This is a genomic window from Pseudomonas sp. FG47 (assembly GCF_057809115.1).
In genome coordinates this window covers 143,854-164,021 of the sequence record NZ_JBMDJI010000001.1, presented here as the reverse complement: position 1 = coordinate 164,021, position 20,168 = coordinate 143,854, and the positions used below count along the sequence as shown (strand labels likewise).

Here is a 20,168-nt window from a genome sequence, read left to right as displayed (position 1 = left end):
CCGTTGATTGCCGCGAGTGAGCCGGTTCATTGGCCTTCGGCCTGCTTGAGCGCCAGCACGTCCTTCGGCGTGACCATGTCGCCCTTGTTGTTGCCCCAGGCGTTGCGCTCGTAGGTGACCACGGCGGCGATATCGACTTCCGAGAGCTGCTTGCCGAAGGCGGCCATGGCGGTACCAGGCTTGCCGTGGAAGACGATGTTGAGGTGCCCTTCCTTCGGCCCGGTGGCGATCTTCGAGCCCTTGAGCGCCGGGAACATCGGCGGCAGGCCCTGGCCCTCGGCCTGGTGACAGGCCACGCAGGTGGTGTGGTAGACCTTGTCACCGCGCTCGACCAGCTCCTGCAGGGTCCATTCCTTGCTGGTCAGTTCCTTGAGCTTGGCCGCCTCGGCCTTGCGCTCGCCGAGCCAGGTGTCGTAGTCGGCCTTGGACTTCACCTCGACCACCACCGGCATGAAGCCGTGGTCCTTGCCGCACAGTTCGGTGCACTGGCCGCGGTAGATGCCGGGCTTCTCGATACGCGTCCAGGCCTCGTTGACGAAGCCGGGGATGGCATCACGCTTGACCGCGAAGGCCGGCACCCACCAGGAGTGGATCACGTCGGCGGCGGTCACCAAAAAGCGCACCTTGGCGCCCACCGGCAACACCAGCGGCTGGTCCACTTCGAGCAGGTAGTGCTCGTCCTTGGGCGCCTTGTTGTGAATTTGATCGGCGGGGGTGGCCAGGTTGCTGAAGAACTCGACGTCCTGCCCCAGGTACTTGTAGTGCCACTTCCATTGGTAGCCGGTGACCTGGATATCGATGTCCGACTCGCTGGCGTCGTAGATGTCGATCAGGGTCTTGGTCGCCGGGATGGCCATGGCCACGAGGATCAGGAAGGGCACCACGGTCCAGAGGATTTCGACCCAGGTGTGCTCGTGGAAGTGCGCCGGCTGCTGGCCGGTGGAGCGGCGGTGGATGACCATCGACCAGAACATCGCGCCGAACACCACGATGCCGATGATCACGCAGATCCAGAAGATGGTCATGTGCAGGTCGAACACGGCGTGGGAGACGTCCGTCGCCCCGGGGGCCATGTTCACCGTCCATGCGGCGTGTGCCTGTCCGAATACCGACCACAGCAACAGGCCCATCCAGACATGTGGATGTCGCATCATTGCGGGTTCCCCTTATCGTTCTTGTAGTCCCGGAGGCGTGGACGACCTGCTACGACAAAGGGGGGAACGGCGGCCAAGACTGCCTGGCTTCGACGACCGAGCCCCCTGCTAAAGGCAGTCGGGCCTCATCAACGAATCACGTTTCACCGGGAGTATAGCCACCGACCAATGGCGCGCAACGCAGGGCATGAAATCAACTTCATGAAACCAAACGTTTGCACCGAAAGGCCCATGAACACTGGGCTCTGGCACAATGATGGCATAGTGATATAGCGAATTTCCTACACGTGTCTCAGCGATATAACAAATGCGTCTTAGCCATTCTCGTAAGCAAGCTAACTTAGTGTCTTCCGTTTGTAACGCCTTGTCCCTGGAGTTGTCATGAACATCGCTGCTGTACGCGAGCAGATCGAAAACGCCCATCAACATGAGAGCCGCACAGGCCAACTGAAAAATCGTCTCGAGAAACAACTGCCACACCTGCACCCTTCGATCCACCTACCCCAGCAGGACGCCCAGGGTACTTTGGCCCGCTTCGTCGGCGCCTACATCAACGAGGTTCCAGAACTGCTCGAAGCCGCGCACACCGTGGCCCTCGAGGCTGGCATCGAATCGCAGATCAAGCCGGTGCTGAAGATTGCCGAGGCCTATTTCCTGCAGCCGCCAAGCGTGATGACCGGGCAGGTCGGGCTGGATTGCCTGTTGGACGAGGCCTACCTGGCGCATCGCCTGGTCGAAGAGGTCAACGACCTGTATATCCGCCACTTCCAGCAGCCGCTGATTCCGGTGGATACCACCGTCGCCAACCTGATCGCCCACCAGCTGATCGGGGAAACCTTCGCCAACCAGCTGGATGAGGTGGTACATCATTCGGTGGACGAGATGCTCAGCGAGGAGAGCTTTGCCGTGGAGTCGGTGGAGGCCTACCGCGACAAGCTGTCGAGCCCAGAAACCGGCGCGGCGTGGAAGCGCTGGCCGTGCCTGTCGCGCCAGCTGGGTGTGGAGTTGGGGCAATCGGCCTGAGGAACATTCGATATCGCCGGGGCTGCTGCGCAGCCCCGGCAATGCGACAGGCTAAACCCCAACGCCAGCGGTTGTCCTTAACCTACCCTCGACCCGCCGCTTCAACCGCCGCTCTTCCAGCACCAGCCGCGCGCCCTTGGCCGCGCCACTGCGCCCCCAGTCCTCCAGCAACTCCAGGCAGGAGTGGTCGATATAGCTCAGGTTGCCCAACGGCACATGCAGCGTCGTCCCTTCTGGCACGCTCTCTAGCACCTGGGTCAGCGCCGGCACCTTGAGGAACGTCGCCGCCCCGCTCAGGCGCAGCTCCATGTGCCCCGGCGCATCCAGTGCCACCAGGTTGATCTTCAACCGCGCCGCCTTGAACGCCAGCTTCAGCAAGGTGAGGGCAAAGCCCAGCAGCACACCCGTCAACAGGTCGGTGAAGACAATCGCCAATGCCGTGGCGGCATAGGTGAACATCGGCATCCGCCCATAACGGCTCAGGCCACGGAACGCCTTGAAGTCCACCAGCTTCACGCCGGTATAGACCAGCACCCCGGCCAAGCTGGCCACCGGAATCTGCTGCAGCAGGCTGCTCAGCACCACCACGAACGCCAGCAGCCACAGGCCATGCAGGATCGCCGAGGCGCGGGTCTGCGCACCGGCCTGGACGTTGGCCGAGCTGCGCACGATCACCCCAGTCATCGGCAGCGCACCGAGCACACCACAAAGCATGTTGCCGATGCCCTGTGCCGACAGCTCACGATCGAAGTCCGAGCGTTGGCCACTGTGCATGCGATCGACTGCCGCCGCCGACAACAGGGTCTCGGCGCTGGCGATGAAGGCCAGGGCGAAGGCGGCCACCAGCAGCGTCGGATCGGCCAGCTTGAGCAGGTCGTCCGGGCGCAGCCAGTCGATGGCCTCGGACAAGTCGGCCGGCACTTGCACGCGGTTGACCGGCAGCGCCAGCCACAGGCTGATGGCCGTCATCGCCGCCACTCCGAGCAAGGCCCCCGGCACGAACCGCAGCCGCTGCGGTCGCCAACGCTCCCAGCCCCACATGATGGCGATGGTACCCAGGCCCAGGGCGCCGGCCTGCCAGCCATTGCCCGTGCTTTCCAGCGGCAGGGCCGCGGCCAGTGTCGCAGGGAAACCCAGCAGGTTATCCACACCTGAAGGTTGCGGCGCCGAGTCGAGCATCACATGCACCTGGGACAACACGATCAGCACGCCGATACCGGCGAGCATGCCGTACACCACCGCCGGCGCCGTCACCCGGAACCAGCAGCCCAGGCGCAGGCGCCCGGCCAGCAGTTGCAACAGGCCAGCCAGCAACAGGATCGGCCCAAGCATGGCCACGCCGTGCTGGCGCACCAGCTCGAACACCAGCACCGCCAGGCCTGCGGCCGGGCCGCTGACCTGCAGCGGCGAGCCCGCCAGAAAACCCACCACGATACCGCCGATGATGCCGGTGATCAGGCCCTTGGCCGGCGGCATGCCGGAGGCGATGGCGATGCCCATGCACAAGGGCAGGGCGACCAGAAACACCACCACCGAGGCCAGCAATTCGCGCGGCAATGCCGCTTTGATCTGTGTCTTGTTCACCATGACGCTCCTTTCTCAAGTTCACGACCATTCCTCTGGCCGCAGGCACGGGGATCCCTGAATCGCGCGCAGGCGCGGGCCGCCAGCAAGCTTGCCGGCAGGGTGTCCAGGGAAATTCAAGGCAGGCGAAGGCCGCGCCGCACCCATCGGGTGCAGCCGGCAATCAAGGTTGTTGCAGCGTGCTCGGGTCGCTTAGTAGCGGCCTCTCGGAGTAGCGGAGGGGATCGACTCGCCGGCCGTCAGCGGCAGGAAGCGGTCGCTGGCAGCATCGTAGGCTTCGATCTGGCTGGTTTCGATGTCGTAGATCCAGCCATGGATATGCAGCTGCCCGGCAGCCAGGCGCGAGGCCACCGATGGATGGGTGCGCAGGTGATGCAGCTGGGCGATGACGTTTTCCTTGGTCAGCAGTTGCATGCTTTCGTGCTCGCTACCGCAGGAGCAGTTGTCCTCGATCACCGTGCGCGCGACTTCGGCATGGCGCAGCCAGGCGGCGACGGTCGGCATCTTGTCCAGCGAATGCGGGTTGAGCACCGCCCGCATGGCGCCGCAGTCGGAGTGGCCGCAAATGATGATGTGGTGCACGCCCAGGGCCAGCACCGCGTACTCGATGGCGCTCGACACACCGCCGTTCATCTGGCCATAAGGCGGTACGACGTTGCCGACGTTACGGGTGACGAACAGATCGCCCGGCGAGCTCTGGGTGATCAGCTCGGGGACGATGCGCGAGTCGGCGCAGGTGATGAACATGGCGCGCGGCTTCTGCGCGGTGGCCAGCTTCTTGAACAGCTCCTGCTGCTCGGGGAAGACTTCGGTGTGGAACCGCAGGAAGCCGTCGACGATATGCTTCATGGCGGCTTCGGCGCTTTCGGCGGGCGCAGCCGGGACGACCTTGGAGGGGTCCTTGACGGGCATGATTCATCCTCTTGGCGGTTTGTTGAAAGTGAATGCCATGTTACCGGGGAAAGATTGCAGTGACGCGGGGATTTAGATGACACGCACGGGTAAATAATCACAGTCACTGCGGACTGATGACTTACGCTAGCGTAGGAAACTTAACTGAAACTTAATTGCGATCACCCTGGAACTGGCGTCCTAGAGCGGTTTGGCGGGACCTGGATAATAGCAAAAAAGCATCAGTTGCCAAGGGTCATGAGCAGAATTATCGGCTTACCCTAACCCAACTGATGTTGCAGCTGCGCGGTGCTGGCCGCCAACTGGCGCTGACGTAAACGGAAATCAAAACAACGCCATCTGCTCGCCTGGTGGGCAGAAGGCGCTGCAATCGAGCCGCACCTGCTCGCGCCCTTCGAACCCCAATCGCCTGGCAGCCTTGGCAAAGCGCTGCGCCAGCAGTTCGGCAAACACGCCTTCACCGCGCATCCGCGCCCCAAACCGGCTGTCGTACAGCTCGCCGCCACGGCTTTGGCGAATCAGGCTCAGCACATGGGTGGCGCGTTGCGGGTAATGATCGTGCAACCACTGCTCGAATAGCGGCGCCACCTCCAGCGGCAGGCGCAGCAGCATGTACGCCGCACTCTGCGCGCCAGCCTCCCTAGCCGCTTCCAGCAAGCGCTCCAGCTCACTGTCGTTGATCATCGGAATCATCGGCGAACACAGCACGCCCACCGGCACGCCCGCCTCGCGCAATACCCGGATCGCGCGAAGGCGCGCCTTGGGCGCCGCTGCCCGCGGCTCCAGGATGCGCTTGAGTTCGTCGTCGAGGGTAGTCAGGCTGATCATCACCCGCGCCAGGCGCTGGCTGGCCAGCTCGGCCAGCAGGTCGAGGTCGCGCAGTACCAGCGAGCCTTTGGTGACGATGGTCACCGGATGACGGTAGCGCAGCAGCACTTCGAGCAGGCGCCGGGTGAGTTGCTGCTCGCGCTCGATGGGCTGATAAGGGTCGGTATTGGAACCCAGGTTGATCGGCGCACAGACATAGCCCGGCTTGCTCAGCTGTTGTTCGAGCACCTCGGCGGCGTTGGTCTTGGCGATCAGCTTGGTTTCGAAGTCCAGGCCGGGAGACAGGTCCCAGTAGGCATGGCTGGGGCGGGCGTAGCAGTATATGCAGCCATGCTCACAGCCGCGATAGGGGTTGATCGAACGATCGAAGGGCAGGTCGGGCGAGGTGTTACGGCTGATGATGGTTTTGGCTGTCTCGATCCTGACCTCGGTGCCCTGGGTCAGCGGAGATTCCTGGTACCAACCATCATCCTGCACCACCGATTGGCGTGGGGCAAAACGATTGCATGGGTTCTGGACCGTGCCACGGCCTTTTTGCGGCGCTGGAGGAGTCATGACTTAACCCTTTAACTGTATAAACATACAGTACGCATGAGCGATCGGTTCCTCCAGCGCCTTTGATCAGTTCAGTCCATACCAGGCCAGATATGCCTCCAGATCAGGCTCGCGCCCCAGGAAGGTCCGCATGCCTTCAAGTAACGGCTGCGCAGCTCCAGGATCGAGCAAGGCAGTTTGCAGGGCCAGGCCAGTCTGGCGATCTGTCAGGCCATTGGCCTGAAAGCGCGTAAACAGATCAAAAGCATGCACGTCAGACCAGACATAGGCGTAATAGCCCGCGTCGTAGTAGCTCAGCAGGTAGTCGAACCCATGCGCGGGGTTATCGTATGCCTCCAGCGGCCAGAAACCACAGCGGGCACGCGCCTCATCCAGACGCTGGCGCAGCGACCTGCCGTCGTTTGGCGTGGCATGCAGATCCAGGTCGAACAGCGCCAGCGCAAGGTCATTTGCCGCCTTGTCGAGCTCCGCAAAGTGCAGGTTGCCCAGCATGCCCTTGATCTCAGCCTCGGGCAGCTTGCCACCGTGTTGCTGATGCGAAGAAATGCCGGACAGGTAGCCCGCATCCCATACCCAACGCTCGAACAATTTGCTGAATACCTCCACCCCATCGGCGCCTAGCCCGCTGATATTCGAGTTCACATGGTTGGTCGTGCGCACCAGCAGATGGTGCAGCGCATGCCCAAACTCATGGAACAGTTTGCGCAGCGCCAGGTGGTCCAACAACGGCAGGCCGTCCATGGGCGCCTGTGGTATATCGCTGAACACCATGACTACCGCAGGATGGAAGCGCCCGTCGGCATCGACTCGGCGGTTATGCACGTAGCGGGTTTCCACCTGGTCGGGCTGTTTGCCCGGATACTGAACTGCGTCCACGTAGAGATAACCGACCAGCGCGTGATCAAGCCACACTTCAAAGGCCTCGACCGTTGGTTGCCAGACAGCCATCGGCGCGGCTGCCACCGGGCGGACCAGCCGGACTGCGAAAAGTTGCTGCGCCAGCGCTTGCAGCGCCTCGATCACCTTCGGCAACGGGAAGTACTCGCGAAAGCTATCCATGCTCGGCAATCGCGCCGCCTCGCGCTCCAGCCGCTGCACGTAGCGCCGGTCCCAAGGTTGCAGCGGCTCCAGGCCGTACTTGACCGCCAGGCCTTCCAGGGTCGTGCGACGCTGCTCCATGCTTGGCCGCATACGCTCGGCCAGCGCGTGCAGAAAACTGCGGACTTGCTCGAGGGTACCCGCGCTCTTGGTTCGCAGGCTCAGTGCCGCATGGTTGGTAAAGCCAAGCAAGCGGGCTTTCTGGTCTCGCGCCTGGGCCAGCGCCAACAGGAGCTCCCCATTGTCCGGTCGTCCGCCACCGCCCACGCCACGCTGATGATGCCGGCGATAGGTCGCTTCGCGCAGGCTGCGATCAGCGGCTTGCTCCAGTATCACGCGTGTTGTGGCCTTGCTCGTCCCGACCAGCCAGCCAGTTTGTCCTTCCTGCCTGGCCTTGTTCGCCAGTTCGTCCCGCACTCGGGAGGGAAGACCACGCAGCAGCGTTGCATCGGTGATGAGGTTGCCGTCCAGGTACATGTTCTGGCCGAATTGCCTGGCCAACTCAAGGATACGTGCCTGCAGGTGCTCCAGCTGCAGCTTGCCTGCAGGATCGAGCGAGGCGCCCTGCAACACGAAGGCCTGGCGATACCAGTTCAACGTGGCGCGCTCGTGGGCATCGAGGTTCATGCCCATCGGGCTGTCGGCAAGGCGTTGATACAAATCCTGCAACTCTCTGTCGGCCAGCTTTTCATCAAAGCGGGTCAGCAACTGCCCATACAGGGTATTGATCAGATCGGTCCAGTCATCCCCTTTGTAGCTCAATACAGAAGTTGCCGTCATGACCGCTATGAGTCGCGCATCGAGCTCATCCACGGCCAGCACAAGATCATCCCAGGTAGGCAGATCGCGCTGATCCTCGATGATGCTGGCGATACCCTCGCGATGGGCAGCGAGTACGTGGGCGCATGCCTCACGGGCGTTCTCCAGCGTCACCGCATCGTAGTCGACCGGAATAGCACTGGGTTGCAGAAGTGGATTGCTGTGAATCATGGTGCCCGCCTTGCTCGGTTTGAGGAGCAAGGGAGCATGAACGGGCCCCCGCCAGGCGGTGAGTTGACTATCTACCGCCAGGGCAATTCGAGCGTGCCGCCCAGGGACTGGACGGCACGACGACCTCACTCGGCCGGTTTCTTCAACTTCGGATTGGGAAAGAACTGCACGGTCTGCACCTTGGCCGGCGCCGCCTTGGGCGCCTGGTGGTTGACCCGGGTGCCCAATTCCTTGGGTACCGACAACCCCTGTTCGTTGAGGGTATCGGTGAACCCGCAGGCCACGCACTCGCGGTGTGGCACACCGTCCTCGCTCCACATGGTCAGCTTGTCCATCTCGCTGCACGCCGGGCATACCGCCCCGGCGATGAAGCGGCGCTTGCTCTTGTTCACGGCCACCTCGCTCATGCCGCCGCGTCCTCGGTGAGGCCGCTGTGGCGCAACAATGCATCGATGGAAGGCTCGCGGCCACGGAAGTCGACGAACAGCACCATCGGCTCGCGGGAGCCGCCACGGGCCAGGATGGCTTCACGGAAGGCGCGACCAGTCTCGGCGTTGAGCACGCCTTCCTCTTCGAAGCGCGAGAACGCATCGGCCGACAGCACTTCAGCCCACTTGTAGCTGTAGTAGCCCGCCGCGTAACCGCCGGCGAAGATGTGCGCGAAGCTGTTGGGGAAGCGGTTGTAGGCCGGCGGACGCATGACCGAGACCTCGTCGCGAACGCCCTCGAGCACCTGCAGCACGCCGCGGCCATCGCCGTGGGTGGCGTGCAGCTCGAAGTCGAACAGCGAGAACTCCAACTGGCGCACCATCATCATGCCGGACTGGAAGTTCTTCGCCGCCAGCATCTTGTCCAGCAGGTCCTGGGGCAGTGGCGCGCCGGTTTCGAAGTGGCCGGAGATCAGCGCCAGGCCTTCAGGCTCCCAGCACCAGTTCTCCATGAACTGGCTCGGCAGCTCCACCGCGTCCCAGGCCACGCCGTTGATGCCCGACACACCGGCATGCTCGATGCGGGTCAGCAGGTGGTGCAGGCCATGGCCAAACTCATGGAACAGGGTGGTGACTTCGTCGTGGGTCAGCAGCGCCGGCTTGCCAGGCGCGGCCGGGGTGAAGTTGCACACCAGGTTGGCCACCGGGCTCTGCAACTCGCCCGCGGCGGTGCGGCGGCGGTCGCGGGCACCGTCCATCCAGGCGCCACCACGTTTGTTGGCGCGGGCGTAGAGGTCGAAGAAGAAGCGGCCGACGTGTTGACCGTGCTCCTTGATCTCGAACAGGCGCACGTCCGGATGCCAGCTGTCGAAGCCCTTGAGTTCGGCGATCTCGATGCCGTACAGGCGCTGCACGATGCTGAACAGGCCACTCAGCACCTTGTCGATCGGGAAGTAGGCGCGCAGGGCTTCCTGCGACACGCTATAGCGCTGCTCGCGCAGCTTTTCGCCGAAGTAGCCGGCGTCCCAGCTGGCCAGCTCGGCGGTGCCCTGTTCGGCGGCATAGGCTTTGAGCTGCTCCAGGTCCTGGGCGGCGAACGGCTTGGAACGCTTGGCCAGGTCGCGCAGGAAGCTCAACACCTGGTCGCTGGATTCGGCCATCTTGGTGGCCAGGCTCAGCTCGGCGAAGTTCTGGTAGCCCAGCAGCTTGGCCAACTCCTGACGCAGGTCGAGGATCTCTTCCATCACCGGGCCATTGTCGAACTGGCCGGCGTTCGGGCCCTGGTCGGAGGCGCGGGTGCAGTAGGCGGCGTACAGCTCTTCGCGCAGGGCGCGGTCGCGGGCGTAGGTCATCACCGCGTAGTAGCTGGGGAACTCCAGGGTGATCAGCCAGCCGTCTAGGCCCTTGGCCTGGGCGGCGGCGGCCATCTGCGCCTTGGCCGAGTCGGTCAGGCCGGCCAGCGCGGCTTCGTCGGTGACGTGCTTGGTCCAGGCCTGGGTGGCGTCGAGCAGTTGGTTGGAGAAGCGGCTGCCCAGTTCGCTGAGCTTGCTCTGCACTTCGGCGTAGCGCTGTTGCTGGTCGGCCGGCAGGTCGATGCCCGACAGGCGGAAGTCACGCAGGGCGTGGTCGAGGATGGTCTTCTGCGCCATGTCGAAGCCTGCGGCCTCGGGACTGGCGGCCAGGGCCTGGTAGGCTTCGAACAGGGCACGGTTCTGGCCCAGCTCGGTGGAATAGGCGCTCAGGGCCGGCAGGCACGCTTCATAGGCCTCGCGCAGCGCCTGGCTGTTGCACACCGCGTTGAGGTGGCTGACCGGGCTCCAGGCTGCGCCCAGGCGGTCGTTCAGTTCGTCCATGGCCAGCACCAGGCCGGCCCAGGTCGGGTTCTTGCCCTGCTGTTCGAGGATCTCGGCGATAGCCTTGCGGTTGTCGGCGAGGATCTGCTCGATCGCCGGCAGCACATGCTCGGGGCGAATGGCCGAGAAGGGCGGCAGATCATGGGACTGCAGCAGCGGGTTGTTCGTACTCACGGTTCGGGTACCTTGGCAGGAGAAACACGGGACCATCTTAAATTACAATCGACGCCGACCGCAGCAGGCAGTCCGCCTATCGGCATTGCAGAGGAACACTATCATGGCCATCCGCACGTTCCAGGCACACACGCCCAAAGTTGGACCGCGCGCCTTCGTCGACCGTTCGGCGGTGGTCATCGGCGATGTCGAGCTCGGCGAGGACAGTTCGGTGTGGCCGCTGACGGTGGTGCGCGGCGACATGCACCGCATCCGCATCGGCGCGCGCACCAGCGTGCAGGACGGCAGCGTGCTGCACATCACCCATGCCGGGCCGTTCAATCCCGACGGCTTCCCGCTGATCATCGGCGACGAGGTGACCATCGGTCACAAAGTCATGCTGCATGGCTGTACCCTGGGCAACCGCATCCTGGTAGGCATGGGCAGCACGGTCATGGACGGCGCCATCGTCGAAGACGAGGTGATCATCGGTGCCGGCAGCCTGGTGCCGCCGGGCAAGCGCCTGGTCAGTGGCTACCTGTACATGGGCAGCCCGGTGAAGCAGGTGCGCCTGCTGAGCGAGCAGGAGCACGCGTTCTTCGCCTACAGCGCCGGCAACTACGTCAAGCTCAAGGACCAGCACCTGGCCGAAGGCTACGACCAGTAAGGCCCACGTAGGCCGCTCCTACAGAAAGCAGGGCAAAGCAATTGCTTGCACCAAGGCCAACCGATACAGAGAAAACCATGCACCAGCAAAACATCCTCTTCGACCTCGACGGCACCCTGACCGACCCCCGCGAGGGTATCACCCGCTCGATCCAGTACGCCCTGGCCAAGCTGGGCATCGACGAGCCGGACCTCACCCGCCTCGAGCACTTCATCGGCCCACCCTTGCTACAGGCCTTCATGCAGTTCTACGGCTTCGACCAGGCCAAGGCGTGGGAGGCGCTGAACTTCTATCGCGAGCGTTTCAAGGTCACCGGGCTGTACGAAAACCTGCTGTTCGACGGCGTGCCAGAGCTGCTGCAGGCCCTCAACGACCAAGGTCGCACGCTGTACATCGCCACCTCCAAACCTTGGGAATACGCCCGCGAGATCGCCCGGCACTTTGCCTTCGACCATCACTTCAAGGTGATCTACGGCAGCGAGCTGGACGGTACCCGCACCGACAAGGTCGAGCTGATCCGCCACCTGCTGGACGAGGAAGGGCTGGACCCGGCGCAGACCTTGATGGTCGGTGACCGCAAGCATGACCTGATCGGCGCCCGCAGCAATGGCTTGCAGGCGGTGGCGGTGGGGTATGGGTTGGGTAGCCAGGCGGAACTGCAGGCCGAGACGCCAGCGTTCCATTTCGAGACGCTAGCTGAGTTGCACCAAGCTTTCATGCGCTGACCTCTTCGCGAGGCAAGCCCGCTCCCACGCAGGCATCTGATCACGGCGTGGGAGCGGACTTGCCCCGCGATGGCATCAGACGCTCCAACTGCGCCTTGCGCCTATCAATGGGCATTCGCCCCAATTCTTCGACTCGCTGGTAAAACCCCAGCCAATCTTGGCCAACATCCTTGAACAGCTGCGAAAATGCCGGCACCCATTGATCATACAGCCCGAACGGCAGCAACTTGGCATTGTTCAACGGTGCATAGATCCAGGCATCGAACCTTCGATCCCCGGCCCAGTCCCGATCCCGCACATGGCGATATTCCCGCCGCAACTGTTCGAATTCGGCCTGCTTGGCCGCCCGCTTGCCCGCCTCATCCAACGGCCCGGCGTAGATCGCCTGCAAGCGCTCGCGGCTGGCCAGCACCAGGCGGATGAACTGCTCGCGCTGCCGCCCACTGCCATCCTCCGTCGCTGACAGGCCGCGCGTCACCCGCCATTGCCGCGTACCCTCCTGCTCGACGAAGGAAGCGAACGACTCATTGAACTCGGTATCGTCCTGTACATAGAAGCGCTGGTGCGCCAGCTCGTGGAATATCACCGTGGCCAGGCGCTCGTCGCCCCAGCCGACCATGCTCGACAGGATCGGGTCATCGAACCAGCCCAAGGTGGAATAGGCTTCGACACCGCCGATGTAGACATCCAGCCCGTCCGCGCGCATCAATGCCGCCGCGCCGCGGGCCGCGCCCTGCTGGTAATAGCCGCGGTAGGCCACGCAACCGGCAATCGGGAAACAGTGGGTCACCGGTTGCAGCGACAGTTCCGGAGTAGCGAACAGGTTCCACACCACGTAGGGCCGGCCGAGGTCGGCATACACCCGATAGCTGCGGTTGTCCGGCAGCTTGAGCTGCTCACTGGCGAATACCCGGGCCTGTTGCGCCACTTGCAGGTGCTGGCGCAGCAACGGGCGGGTGGCCGGGTCGGCGATCACCTTGTCCACCGGCTGCCGGGCCCGCAGCAGTTGCCACTGCCCCTGGGCCAACTGGCTGTAGTAACCCAGGCTGGAGCAACCGCTCAGCAGGACGCCCAGGGCGACGGGAACCAACCTGGTGAAAACGCGGTCCAGAGCCCGACGGCTGCAGCGCATGAAAAGAAAAAGTCCAAACATCGAGGCTGTCTATCTCGCTTGTCGGCCGAATGCGACCAAGATTATCTCGCCCAGGGGGAGCTTCGCCATGCGTACTCTGTTTGCCGTCGGCACACTCGTGCTGCTGTCCGGTTGTGCCACCTTGCCCGACCCCGACCCAACCCAGGCCTGGGTTGACCTCGCCCCCGGCGACAACGACTCGCTGCACGCCCTCGAGGTCGATGAGCGCGCCTGGGCCGATACCCGCTATTTCCAAGTGCAGCCCGGCAACCACGAGCTGACCGTGCGCTACCAGTTCCCGGTGGCCCCGAGCAATATCGGCCCGGTCGCGCAACCCTTGTGGCGCGACTGCCAGCTCAACCTCAGCTACAAAGGCTTCAGCGCCGGGCAGCGCTATCAGATGCAGGCCGGCAGCATCGGCTTTCGCCCGTGGATCAAGCTGTACGACCAGCAGCAGAAGCTGATCAGCCAGGGCGAACCGGCAGGCTGCCAGCGCACCTGAACAGCGCGAACGGCGCTATGCTTGTAGCCTGTGAACCGCGAGCGGGAGTTTCGCCATGCGCCAGCCCATGATGCTGATGGCCCTCAGTGCCCTGGGGGCTTGCGCCAGCCCCTTGCCCCCCGCCGATCCCGGCAAGGCCTGGATCGACATGTACACCATCACCCCCGGCCGTACGCTCATGGCCGACCGCCTGGACGGCCAGCGCCTGGACGATGGCCGCTACTTCCAGGTGACGCCTGGCAGGCATGAGTTGGTGGTGCGTTTCGATTACGAAATCTATGCCGGCGGCTTCAGCACCGACCCCACAGAGCGCACCTGCTACCTCACCGTGCGCTTCAACGACTTCCAGGCTGGCGAGCGTTATCGCCTGGAAGCCCGGGCACCGGCGATGCAGCCACAGGTGCTGCTGTACGACGGCAAGCGCAAGGTGGTGGTGAACGAACCGAGCAACGTGTTCTGCATTCCTTGAAAACAGCCCGTCCCCCCAGAGAACCCGTCGACTGGCTCCTGCGTGTCGGGGCTATCGATCGTTCTTTTGGTAGACGATCTTCTTCGTGCCGCCATCGCAGCTGCCCACGATCATGTTGGGATCGCTGACCTCGGCGTTAGGCACGATTTCCAGCGTATAGGAGCTGACCCCGCGCGCCTGGATCTTCGCCTCGATCTCGGCCTTCAGTTCTTCGCACGGCTTGGGCGCGGCCAGTGCCGCCGTTGCCAGCAAGGAGGCCAGCACAGCGAGGGTTACGCGGATCATGAGGAACGGCTCCTGATAAGGCAGGCGGGCTGCCGACGCAGGTTAGACTACAGCAAACCGCCGCCGTTGCGCCGCCTAGGCCAATAACGTCGCCTCCAGGCTGATGGTTGCGTTGAGCACCTTGGATACTGGGCAACCCGCCTTGGCCTTGTGGGCGATTTCCTGGAACTGCGCCTCGCTGGCGCCCGGCACGCTGGCCTTGAGGGTCAGGTGCACCGCCGTGATGGCAAAGCCATCAGCCTGCTTGTCCAGGCTTACCTCAGCATGGGTATCAATACGCTCCGCGGTGAAGCCCGCCTCACCGAGCATCATCGACAGCGCCATCGAGAAACACCCGGCATGGGCGGCGCCGATCAGCTCTTCCGGATTGGTCCCGGGGCTGCCCTCGAAACGGGTGTTGAAGCCATAGGGCGCCTGTTTGAGCGCACCGCTTTCAGTGGATATCTGGCCCTTGCCGTCCTTCAGGCCACCTTGCCAAACCGCCGATGCCGACTTTTTCATGCTGCCTCCTGGTCACAGGTTGGGTATGTAAAGTTCTGAGGACAGGGCCCACGTCAAGTTCAGATCAATCCATCGCCAGGCATTGAATCCGCCGAATGTGCCCATACAGAGTCCAGAAGGCCCATGGCCAACCACCTGTAGCGGAGGCTCCGATGACCCACCTGCGAGACCTGAAGATTTCCACCCTCGACCTGGTGCCCGTGCGCGCCGACGGCGGCCCGGCGCAAGCGCTGCGCAACTCGCTGGACCTGGCGCAACAGGTCGAGCGCTTCGGCTACAACCGCTTCTGGGTGGCCGAGCACCACAACATGGATGGCATCGCCAGCTCGGCCACCGCCGTGCTGATCGGCTATCTGGCGGGCGGCACCTCGCGCATTCGCGTAGGCTCCGGCGGGGTGATGCTACCCAACCACGCACCATTGGTAGTGGCCGAACAGTTCGGCACCCTGGCCAGCCTATATCCAGGCCGCATCGACCTGGGCCTGGGCCGCGCCCCGGGCTCCGACCAGATGACCGCCCGCGCCCTGCGCCGCGAGCGTTCCGGCAGCGCCGACGATTTCCCCGACGATGTCGAGGAGCTGTCACGCTACCTGGGCCCGCGCACCGACGACCAAAAGGTCATCGCCGTGCCCGGCCACGACACCGAGGTACCCATGTGGCTGCTCGGCTCCAGCCTGTTCAGCGCCCAACTGGCCGGCATGCGCGGCATGCCCTATGCCTTCGCCTCGCACTTCGCGCCGCGCTACATGCACGAGGCGATCCGCATTTACCGCGACCACTTCAAGCCGTCGACGACGCTGGACAAACCCTATGTGATGCTGGGTATCCCGATGGTGGTGGCCGAGACCGACGAGAAGGCCGAGTACCTGGCCACTTCGGTGTACCAGCGCATTCTCGCGCTGATCCGTGGCCAGAGCCTGATGCAGCGCCCGCCGGTCGAGAGCATGAACGGCCTTTGGCTGCCCCATGAACGTGATGCGGTGAGCAGCTTCCTGGGTCTGGCGATGATCGGCAGCCCGCAGAAGGTGCGGGCGAAGGTCGAGGTATTGCTGGAACAGACAGGGGCAGACGAGCTGATCTTTACCAGTGACCTGTATGAGCACGCCGACCGGATCAAGTCCTATGAGCTGATGGCGCAGGCGCTCAAGGCCGAGTGAAATCAATCGCGGGGCAAGCGGCTGCGCCTTGCCCCGCGAAAAGGATTCGATCAGCCGCGACGGTAGACGATTTCCTTGGTCCCACCCTCGCAACTGCCGATTACCTTGCCGGCCGGCTCGCCCTTGTTGACGATCTCCAGCGAGTACCCCTTCACCCCTTTGGCATCGAGCTTCGCCGCAATCTCAGCCTTGAGTTCCTCGCACGGCTTGCCCGCCGCCATCGCACCGCCAGCCAACACCATCAGCCCCACGGCCAGAATCAATTTCTTCATCGATCGCTTTCCTTGTGCAGATCAAAGACAAAAAGGGCGCGAAGCACGCGCCCTGCAACCTTGATACCCCAACACGCCGGGCAAGCCTAGCCCAGCTTGGTTTCAGCTGTTGGCAATGCGGAACCCAACCTTCAGCGTCACCTGGAAATGCGCGGCCTTGTTGTCACGGATATGCCCGCGGGTGTCGACCACTTCGAACCATTCCAGGTGCTTGATGCTCTTGCCCGCCTCGGCCAGGGCATTGTTGATCGCTTCTTCGATGCTGGTGGGCGAAGACCCGACCAGCTCGATCTTCTTGTAGGTGTGATGATCCGACATGAGCGCTCTCCTTGAGTGGGTAGTGGCTTGAGCCTAGCAGCACAGGCCCGGTTTACCTGCGAGCGATCGCCGCAGGGGAAAGTTCGATCGCACTTTCATCCAGCTGCGCAGTCGCAACCTGTACATCCCACTCAGCAAGGAGAGTCGACATGGCACGCAATGCATTGCGCAAAACCTCACTGGAAAGCATGGAAGCCGAGATCGAAAGCCTCCTCAAGACTCTGGAAGGCCTCAAGCACGATGCGTCGGAAGAAACGCAGAAGACCATGAAGACGCTGCGCGGCAACGCCGAAAGCGCCCTCAAGCACTCACGCAGCCTGCTCAGCGATGCCTACGAGGAAGTGAAGACCCGCACCCGCGAAACTGGCGTAGCCACCCGCGACTATGCCCAGCAACACCCCTGGACCACCGCAGGTGTCGCGGTGGGCGCCCTGGGCCTGCTGGCCGCCTACTTGATGTGCCGCCGCAACTAACCCGTCTGTCGCTGCAGCTCCTGGCGCAGCCATTGCGCCAGTTGCTCGGCGCGCCCGTCCGCGGCGCGCCGGGGTACCCACAAGGCCAGTGCCGCATTGGTGGGGGAGAAGCCCCATGGCGCGGCCAACCGTCCGGCCTTCAAGTCGTCCGCCACCAGCGGTTGCGGGGCGATGGCCACACCCAGCCCAGCCACCGCTGCTTCCAGCAAGTAGTAGAGATGCTCGAAGGCTTGCCCGTAGCTCAGCGCCTCGGGCGCCAGCCCATGCTGTCGCGCCCAGGTAGGCCAAGCCTGTGGCCGCGATGTCGTATGGAGTACGGCAACATGCTGCAAAGCCATGGCTGGCAAGGCTTTCAAACGATCGAAGGCGTCAAAGCGCGGACTCATCACCGGGCCGATGCGCTCCTCGGCGAGCACGTGTACCTGCATGTCCGCCGGCCACGGTGGCTCTGCGTAGACCAGCAGTGCGTCCAGCCCCGGGCGTCGCGGATCAAGGTCACCTTCGCCCGCTGACAGGTGCAGGCGCAGCTCCGGCAGGTCGGCTTTCAGGCGCCCCAGGCGGGGGATGAACCAACGCGCCAGCAAGCTGCCGGAGCAACCGAGCACGAACGGCGCTTCGTCGGCATCGCGGGAAAGCTCGGCGCAGACCCCGCGCAACCGATCGAAGGCCTCGAAGCTGGCATCGCGCAGGCGCACGCCGGCATCTGTGAGTTTGACGCCACGCCCTTCCTTGATGAACAGGGCGACCCCCAGATGCTCCTCAAGCACCTTGATCTGCCGGCTGACCGCGCCATGGGTTACATGCAGCGCCTCGGCCGCCTGGCTGACACTGTTGAGGCGGGCGGTGGCTTCGAAAGCCCGCAAGGCATTGAGGGGGGGGAGATCCTGGGCCATGTTACTTGTGAGTTTTCCTGACATGTTTGCGCAATCTTATCGGTTTTCAGACGCGCGTGTGCTGGTTAGAGTAGACCCCATTGATCAGCGTCTGCCCCTTTATCGAACCTGTCTACGGAGCGCCCCATGACCCAGACCCAATACCGTGCCGGCCCTGACGCCAACGGCCTGTTCGGCTCGTTCGGCGGCCGCTACGTGGCCGAAACCCTGATGCCGCTGGTGCTCGACCTGGCCCGCGAATACGAAGCCGCCAAGGCCGACCCCAAGTTTCTCGAGGACCTGGCCTACTTCCAGCGCGACTACATCGGCCGCCCCAACCCGCTGTACTTCGCCGAGCGCCTGACCGAGCACTGTGGCGGCGCGAAGATCTTCTTCAAACGCGAAGAACTCAACCACACCGGCGCGCACAAGGTGAACAACTGCATCGGCCAGGTGCTGCTGGCCAAGCGCATGGGCAAGAAACGCCTGATCGCCGAGACCGGCGCCGGCATGCACGGCGTGGCCACCGCCACCGTGGCCGCGCGCTTCGGCCTGCCCTGCGTGATCTACATGGGCGCCACCGACATCGAGCGCCAGCAGGCCAACGTGTTCCGCATGAAGCTGCTGGGTGCCGAAATCGTCCCGGTCACCGCCGGCACCGGCACCCTCAAGGACGCCATGAACGAGGCCCTGCGCGACTGGGTCACCAACGTCGAAGACACCTTCTACCTGATCGGCACCGTGGCCGGCCCACACCCGTATCCGGCGATGGTCCGCGACTTCCAGTCGATCATCGGCAAAGAGACCCGCGCCCAGTTGCAGGAGAAGGAAGGGCGCCTGCCCGACAGCCTGATCGCCTGCGTCGGCGGCGGTTCCAACGCCATGGGCCTGTTCCACGACTTCCTCGATGATGCCAGCGTGCAGATCATCGGCGTCGAAGCCGGCGGCCACGGCGTGCACACCGACAAGCACGCGGCCAGCCTGAACGGCGGCGTGCCGGGCGTGCTGCACGGCAACCGCACCTACCTGCTGCAGGATGACGACGGCCAGATTACCGACGCCCACTCGATCTCCGCCGGCCTGGACTACCCCGGCATCGGCCCGGAGCACGCCTACCTGCACGAAGTGAAGCGCGTGGAGTACGTCAGCATCACCGACGACGAGGCGCTGGATGCTTTCCACGCCACCTGCCGCCTGGAGGGCATCATCCCGGCACTGGAGAGCTCCCACGCCCTGGCCGAGGCGATCAAGCGCGCCCCGACCCTGCCCAAGGACCACCTGATGGTGATCTGCCTGTCCGGTCGCGGCGACAAGGACATGCAAACCGTGATGAACCACATGGCCGCCCAGGAGAAACAGGCATGAGCCGTCTCGAACAACGCTTCGCCGAACTCAAGGCCGAAGGCCGCTCGGCCCTGGTCACCTTCGTTACCGCCGGCGACCCAGGCTACGACGCCTCGCTGAAGATCCTCAAGGGCCTGCCAGCCGCTGGTGCCGACGTGATCGAGCTGGGCATGCCGTTCACCGATCCGATGGCCGACGGCGTAGCCATCCAGCTCGCCACCCTGCGCGCCCTGGAAGCCGGCCAGACCCTGGCCAAGACCCTGCAGATGGTTCGCGAATTCCGTGTGGATAACCAGACCACGCCGATCGTGCTGATGGGTTACTACAACCCGATCCACCGTTTCGGCGTGGAGCGCTTCGTCGCCGAGGCAAAAGAGGCCGGCGTGGATGGCCTGATCATCGTCGACCTGCCGCCGGAGCACGATGCCGAGCTGGCCACCCCAGCCCAGGCCGCCGGCATCGACTTCATCCGCCTCACCACCCCGACCACCGACGACGTACGCTTGCCGCGGGTGCTGGAGCGCAGCTCCGGGTTCGTCTACTACGTGTCGGTGGCGGGTGTGACCGGTGCCGGTTCGGCGACCACCGAACACGTGACCGAAGCGATCACCCGCCTGCGTCGGCATACCGATCTGCCGATCAGCGTCGGCTTTGGTATCCGCACGCCAGAGCAGGCGGCAGCCATTGCCCGCCTGGCCGATGGCGTGGTGGTGGGTTCGGCGCTGGTCGACAAGATCGCCCAGGCCAAGGATGCCGAGCAGGCGGTGAAGGATGTGCTGAGCCTGTGCTCGGCGTTGGCCGAAGGCGTACGCGCCGCCCGCCATTGATGTTGTGGGAGCGGGCTTGCCCCGCGATGGAGGCAGTGAAGCCATC

The 20,168-nt window shown here is 63.9% G+C and carries 22 protein-coding genes; 9 read left to right on the top strand and 13 right to left on the bottom strand.

Annotated features, from left to right (window positions below; genetic code table 11):
• Positions 1–26 precede the first annotated feature (26 nt).
• Positions 27–1,154 (bottom strand): cytochrome c oxidase subunit II, encoded by a 1,128-nt coding sequence (gene coxB, locus ACODS5_RS00785; protein WP_489107680.1) that lies wholly within the window; start codon positions 1,152–1,154, stop codon positions 27–29.
• 381 nt (positions 1,155–1,535) lie between these two features.
• Between coxB and ACODS5_RS00780 the strand changes: the two genes are divergently transcribed.
• Positions 1,536–2,177, top strand: a complete 642-nt coding sequence (locus ACODS5_RS00780; protein ID WP_134689067.1) for a hypothetical protein — start codon at positions 1,536–1,538, stop codon at positions 2,175–2,177.
• Between the two features lie 51 nt (positions 2,178–2,228).
• On the opposite strand, the gene ACODS5_RS00775 is transcribed toward ACODS5_RS00780, so the two are convergent.
• The 6 genes from ACODS5_RS00775 to prlC all read right to left on the bottom strand — a co-directional run bounded on the left by ACODS5_RS00775 (position 2,229) and on the right by prlC (position 10,635).
• Entirely contained in the window at positions 2,229–3,764 is a 1,536-nt protein-coding gene (locus ACODS5_RS00775) for a SulP family inorganic anion transporter (protein ID WP_167659416.1), read from the bottom strand.
• Positions 3,765–3,953: 189 nt separating this feature from the next.
• Positions 3,954–4,673 (bottom strand): carbonic anhydrase, encoded by a 720-nt coding sequence (locus tag ACODS5_RS00770; protein WP_134689069.1) that lies wholly within the window; start codon positions 4,671–4,673, stop codon positions 3,954–3,956.
• A 324-nt stretch (positions 4,674–4,997) separates the two neighbouring features.
• Positions 4,998–6,056, bottom strand: coding sequence for a PA0069 family radical SAM protein (locus ACODS5_RS00765; protein WP_489107679.1), 1,059 nt, complete (start codon positions 6,054–6,056; stop codon positions 4,998–5,000).
• Positions 6,057–6,122: 66 nt separating this feature from the next.
• Positions 6,123–8,144 (bottom strand): M3 family metallopeptidase, encoded by a 2,022-nt coding sequence (locus tag ACODS5_RS00760; RefSeq protein ID WP_489107678.1) that lies wholly within the window; start codon positions 8,142–8,144, stop codon positions 6,123–6,125.
• A gap of 125 nt (positions 8,145–8,269) precedes the next feature.
• Positions 8,270–8,551, bottom strand: coding sequence for a YheV family putative zinc ribbon protein (locus ACODS5_RS00755; RefSeq protein ID WP_489107677.1), 282 nt, complete (start codon positions 8,549–8,551; stop codon positions 8,270–8,272).
• Complete coding sequence (prlC, locus tag ACODS5_RS00750) at positions 8,548–10,635, bottom strand: oligopeptidase A (RefSeq protein WP_489107676.1); 2,088 nt, start codon at positions 10,633–10,635, stop codon at positions 8,548–8,550. Before prlC ends, ACODS5_RS00755 begins: the two co-directional genes overlap by 4 nt.
• A 67-nt stretch (positions 10,636–10,702) precedes the next feature.
• On the opposite strand from prlC, the gene ACODS5_RS00745 reads away from it, so the two are divergent.
• Positions 10,703–11,245 carry a gamma carbonic anhydrase family protein gene (locus ACODS5_RS00745; protein ID WP_134689074.1) on the top strand — a complete coding sequence of 181 codons (543 nt, stop codon included), beginning with the start codon at positions 10,703–10,705 and terminating at the stop codon, positions 11,243–11,245.
• A gap of 77 nt (positions 11,246–11,322) precedes the next feature.
• The gene (locus ACODS5_RS00740; RefSeq protein ID WP_489107675.1) at positions 11,323–11,970 is read left to right on the top strand and encodes an HAD family hydrolase; all 648 of its coding nucleotides are present in this window, start codon (positions 11,323–11,325) and stop codon (positions 11,968–11,970) included.
• A 40-nt stretch (positions 11,971–12,010) separates the two neighbouring features.
• On the opposite strand, the gene ACODS5_RS00735 is transcribed toward ACODS5_RS00740, so the two are convergent.
• Positions 12,011–13,102: an aminopeptidase gene (locus ACODS5_RS00735; RefSeq protein WP_134689076.1), complete on the bottom strand. Its 1,092-nt coding sequence runs from the start codon at positions 13,100–13,102 to the stop codon at positions 12,011–12,013.
• A gap of 88 nt (positions 13,103–13,190) precedes the next feature.
• Here ACODS5_RS00735 and ACODS5_RS00730 point away from each other — a divergent pair, with 88 nt between their 5' ends.
• Together ACODS5_RS00730 and ACODS5_RS00725 are read left to right on the top strand one after the other, a co-directional pair.
• Positions 13,191–13,604, top strand: a complete 414-nt coding sequence (locus ACODS5_RS00730; RefSeq protein ID WP_134689077.1) for a PA0061/PA0062 family lipoprotein — start codon at positions 13,191–13,193, stop codon at positions 13,602–13,604.
• Positions 13,605–13,659: 55 nt separating this feature from the next.
• Positions 13,660–14,073, top strand: coding sequence for a PA0061/PA0062 family lipoprotein (locus ACODS5_RS00725; RefSeq protein WP_134689078.1), 414 nt, complete (start codon positions 13,660–13,662; stop codon positions 14,071–14,073).
• Positions 14,074–14,124: 51 nt separating this feature from the next.
• Here ACODS5_RS00725 and ACODS5_RS00720 read toward each other — a convergent pair whose 3' ends face one another.
• Positions 14,125–14,358: a DUF1161 domain-containing protein gene (locus ACODS5_RS00720; protein WP_134689079.1), complete on the bottom strand. Its 234-nt coding sequence runs from the start codon at positions 14,356–14,358 to the stop codon at positions 14,125–14,127.
• A 75-nt stretch (positions 14,359–14,433) separates the two neighbouring features.
• Positions 14,434–14,859, bottom strand: coding sequence for an OsmC family protein (locus tag ACODS5_RS00715; protein WP_134689080.1), 426 nt, complete (start codon positions 14,857–14,859; stop codon positions 14,434–14,436).
• Positions 14,860–15,011: 152 nt separating this feature from the next.
• Between ACODS5_RS00715 and ACODS5_RS00710 the strand changes: the two genes are divergently transcribed.
• On the top strand, positions 15,012–16,016 hold the full coding sequence (locus ACODS5_RS00710) for an LLM class flavin-dependent oxidoreductase (protein WP_134689081.1): 1,005 nt from the start codon (positions 15,012–15,014) through the stop codon (positions 16,014–16,016).
• A gap of 50 nt (positions 16,017–16,066) precedes the next feature.
• Here ACODS5_RS00710 and ACODS5_RS00705 read toward each other — a convergent pair whose 3' ends face one another.
• Positions 16,067–16,288, bottom strand: a complete 222-nt coding sequence (locus tag ACODS5_RS00705; protein WP_023632600.1) for a DUF1161 domain-containing protein — start codon at positions 16,286–16,288, stop codon at positions 16,067–16,069.
• A gap of 102 nt (positions 16,289–16,390) precedes the next feature.
• Positions 16,391–16,606, bottom strand: coding sequence for a dodecin (locus ACODS5_RS00700; protein ID WP_011531496.1), 216 nt, complete (start codon positions 16,604–16,606; stop codon positions 16,391–16,393).
• A gap of 149 nt (positions 16,607–16,755) precedes the next feature.
• Here ACODS5_RS00700 and ACODS5_RS00695 point away from each other — a divergent pair, with 149 nt between their 5' ends.
• Positions 16,756–17,079, top strand: a complete 324-nt coding sequence (locus ACODS5_RS00695; protein ID WP_134689082.1) for an ElaB/YgaM/YqjD family protein — start codon at positions 16,756–16,758, stop codon at positions 17,077–17,079.
• On the opposite strand, the gene ACODS5_RS00690 is transcribed toward ACODS5_RS00695, so the two are convergent.
• A complete protein-coding gene (locus tag ACODS5_RS00690) occupies positions 17,076–17,972 on the bottom strand; it encodes a LysR family transcriptional regulator (protein ID WP_489107674.1) in 897 nt (298 codons plus the stop codon). The two genes, ACODS5_RS00695 and ACODS5_RS00690, sit on opposite strands and share 4 nt — an antisense overlap.
• A 126-nt stretch (positions 17,973–18,098) precedes the next feature.
• Between ACODS5_RS00690 and trpB the strand changes: the two genes are divergently transcribed.
• Together trpB and trpA are read left to right on the top strand one after the other, a co-directional pair.
• Positions 18,099–19,316 (top strand): tryptophan synthase subunit beta, encoded by a 1,218-nt coding sequence (gene trpB, locus ACODS5_RS00685; protein WP_134689084.1) that lies wholly within the window; start codon positions 18,099–18,101, stop codon positions 19,314–19,316.
• Positions 19,313–20,122: a tryptophan synthase subunit alpha gene (trpA, locus tag ACODS5_RS00680; protein ID WP_134689085.1), complete on the top strand. Its 810-nt coding sequence runs from the start codon at positions 19,313–19,315 to the stop codon at positions 20,120–20,122. The genes trpB and trpA overlap by 4 nt, the downstream gene beginning before the upstream one ends.
• The last annotated feature ends 46 nt before the right edge of the window (positions 20,123–20,168 follow it).

Bases quoted from the DNA above. Each gene is read 5' to 3' on its own strand.
- ACODS5_RS00780 (WP_134689067.1), top strand. From the start codon at position 1,536: ATGAACATCGCTGCTGTACGCGAGCAGATCGAAAACGCCCATCAACAT.
- coxB (WP_489107680.1), bottom strand. From the start codon at position 1,154: ATGATGCGACATCCACATGTCTGGATGGGCCTGTTGCTGTGGTCGGTA.
- ACODS5_RS00740 (WP_489107675.1), top strand. From the start codon at position 11,323: ATGCACCAGCAAAACATCCTCTTCGACCTCGACGGCACCCTGACCGAC.
- ACODS5_RS00735 (WP_134689076.1), bottom strand. From the start codon at position 13,102: ATGCGCTGCAGCCGTCGGGCTCTGGACCGCGTTTTCACCAGGTTGGTT.
- ACODS5_RS00690 (WP_489107674.1), bottom strand. From the start codon at position 17,972: ATGGCCCAGGATCTCCCCCCCCTCAATGCCTTGCGGGCTTTCGAAGCC.
- ACODS5_RS00760 (WP_489107678.1), bottom strand. From the start codon at position 8,144: ATGATTCACAGCAATCCACTTCTGCAACCCAGTGCTATTCCGGTCGAC.
- trpA (WP_134689085.1), top strand. From the start codon at position 19,313: ATGAGCCGTCTCGAACAACGCTTCGCCGAACTCAAGGCCGAAGGCCGC.
- ACODS5_RS00745 (WP_134689074.1), top strand. From the start codon at position 10,703: ATGGCCATCCGCACGTTCCAGGCACACACGCCCAAAGTTGGACCGCGC.
- ACODS5_RS00775 (WP_167659416.1), bottom strand. From the start codon at position 3,764: ATGGTGAACAAGACACAGATCAAAGCGGCATTGCCGCGCGAATTGCTG.
- trpB (WP_134689084.1), top strand. From the start codon at position 18,099: ATGACCCAGACCCAATACCGTGCCGGCCCTGACGCCAACGGCCTGTTC.
- prlC (WP_489107676.1), bottom strand. From the start codon at position 10,635: ATGGTCCCGTGTTTCTCCTGCCAAGGTACCCGAACCGTGAGTACGAAC.
- ACODS5_RS00770 (WP_134689069.1), bottom strand. From the start codon at position 4,673: ATGCCCGTCAAGGACCCCTCCAAGGTCGTCCCGGCTGCGCCCGCCGAA.
- ACODS5_RS00765 (WP_489107679.1), bottom strand. From the start codon at position 6,056: ATGACTCCTCCAGCGCCGCAAAAAGGCCGTGGCACGGTCCAGAACCCA.
- ACODS5_RS00725 (WP_134689078.1), top strand. From the start codon at position 13,660: ATGCGCCAGCCCATGATGCTGATGGCCCTCAGTGCCCTGGGGGCTTGC.
- ACODS5_RS00755 (WP_489107677.1), bottom strand. From the start codon at position 8,551: ATGAGCGAGGTGGCCGTGAACAAGAGCAAGCGCCGCTTCATCGCCGGG.
- ACODS5_RS00720 (WP_134689079.1), bottom strand. From the start codon at position 14,358: ATGATCCGCGTAACCCTCGCTGTGCTGGCCTCCTTGCTGGCAACGGCG.
- ACODS5_RS00715 (WP_134689080.1), bottom strand. From the start codon at position 14,859: ATGAAAAAGTCGGCATCGGCGGTTTGGCAAGGTGGCCTGAAGGACGGC.
- ACODS5_RS00700 (WP_011531496.1), bottom strand. From the start codon at position 16,606: ATGTCGGATCATCACACCTACAAGAAGATCGAGCTGGTCGGGTCTTCG.
- ACODS5_RS00730 (WP_134689077.1), top strand. From the start codon at position 13,191: ATGCGTACTCTGTTTGCCGTCGGCACACTCGTGCTGCTGTCCGGTTGT.
- ACODS5_RS00695 (WP_134689082.1), top strand. From the start codon at position 16,756: ATGGCACGCAATGCATTGCGCAAAACCTCACTGGAAAGCATGGAAGCC.
- ACODS5_RS00705 (WP_023632600.1), bottom strand. From the start codon at position 16,288: ATGAAGAAATTGATTCTGGCCGTGGGGCTGATGGTGTTGGCTGGCGGT.
- ACODS5_RS00710 (WP_134689081.1), top strand. From the start codon at position 15,012: ATGACCCACCTGCGAGACCTGAAGATTTCCACCCTCGACCTGGTGCCC.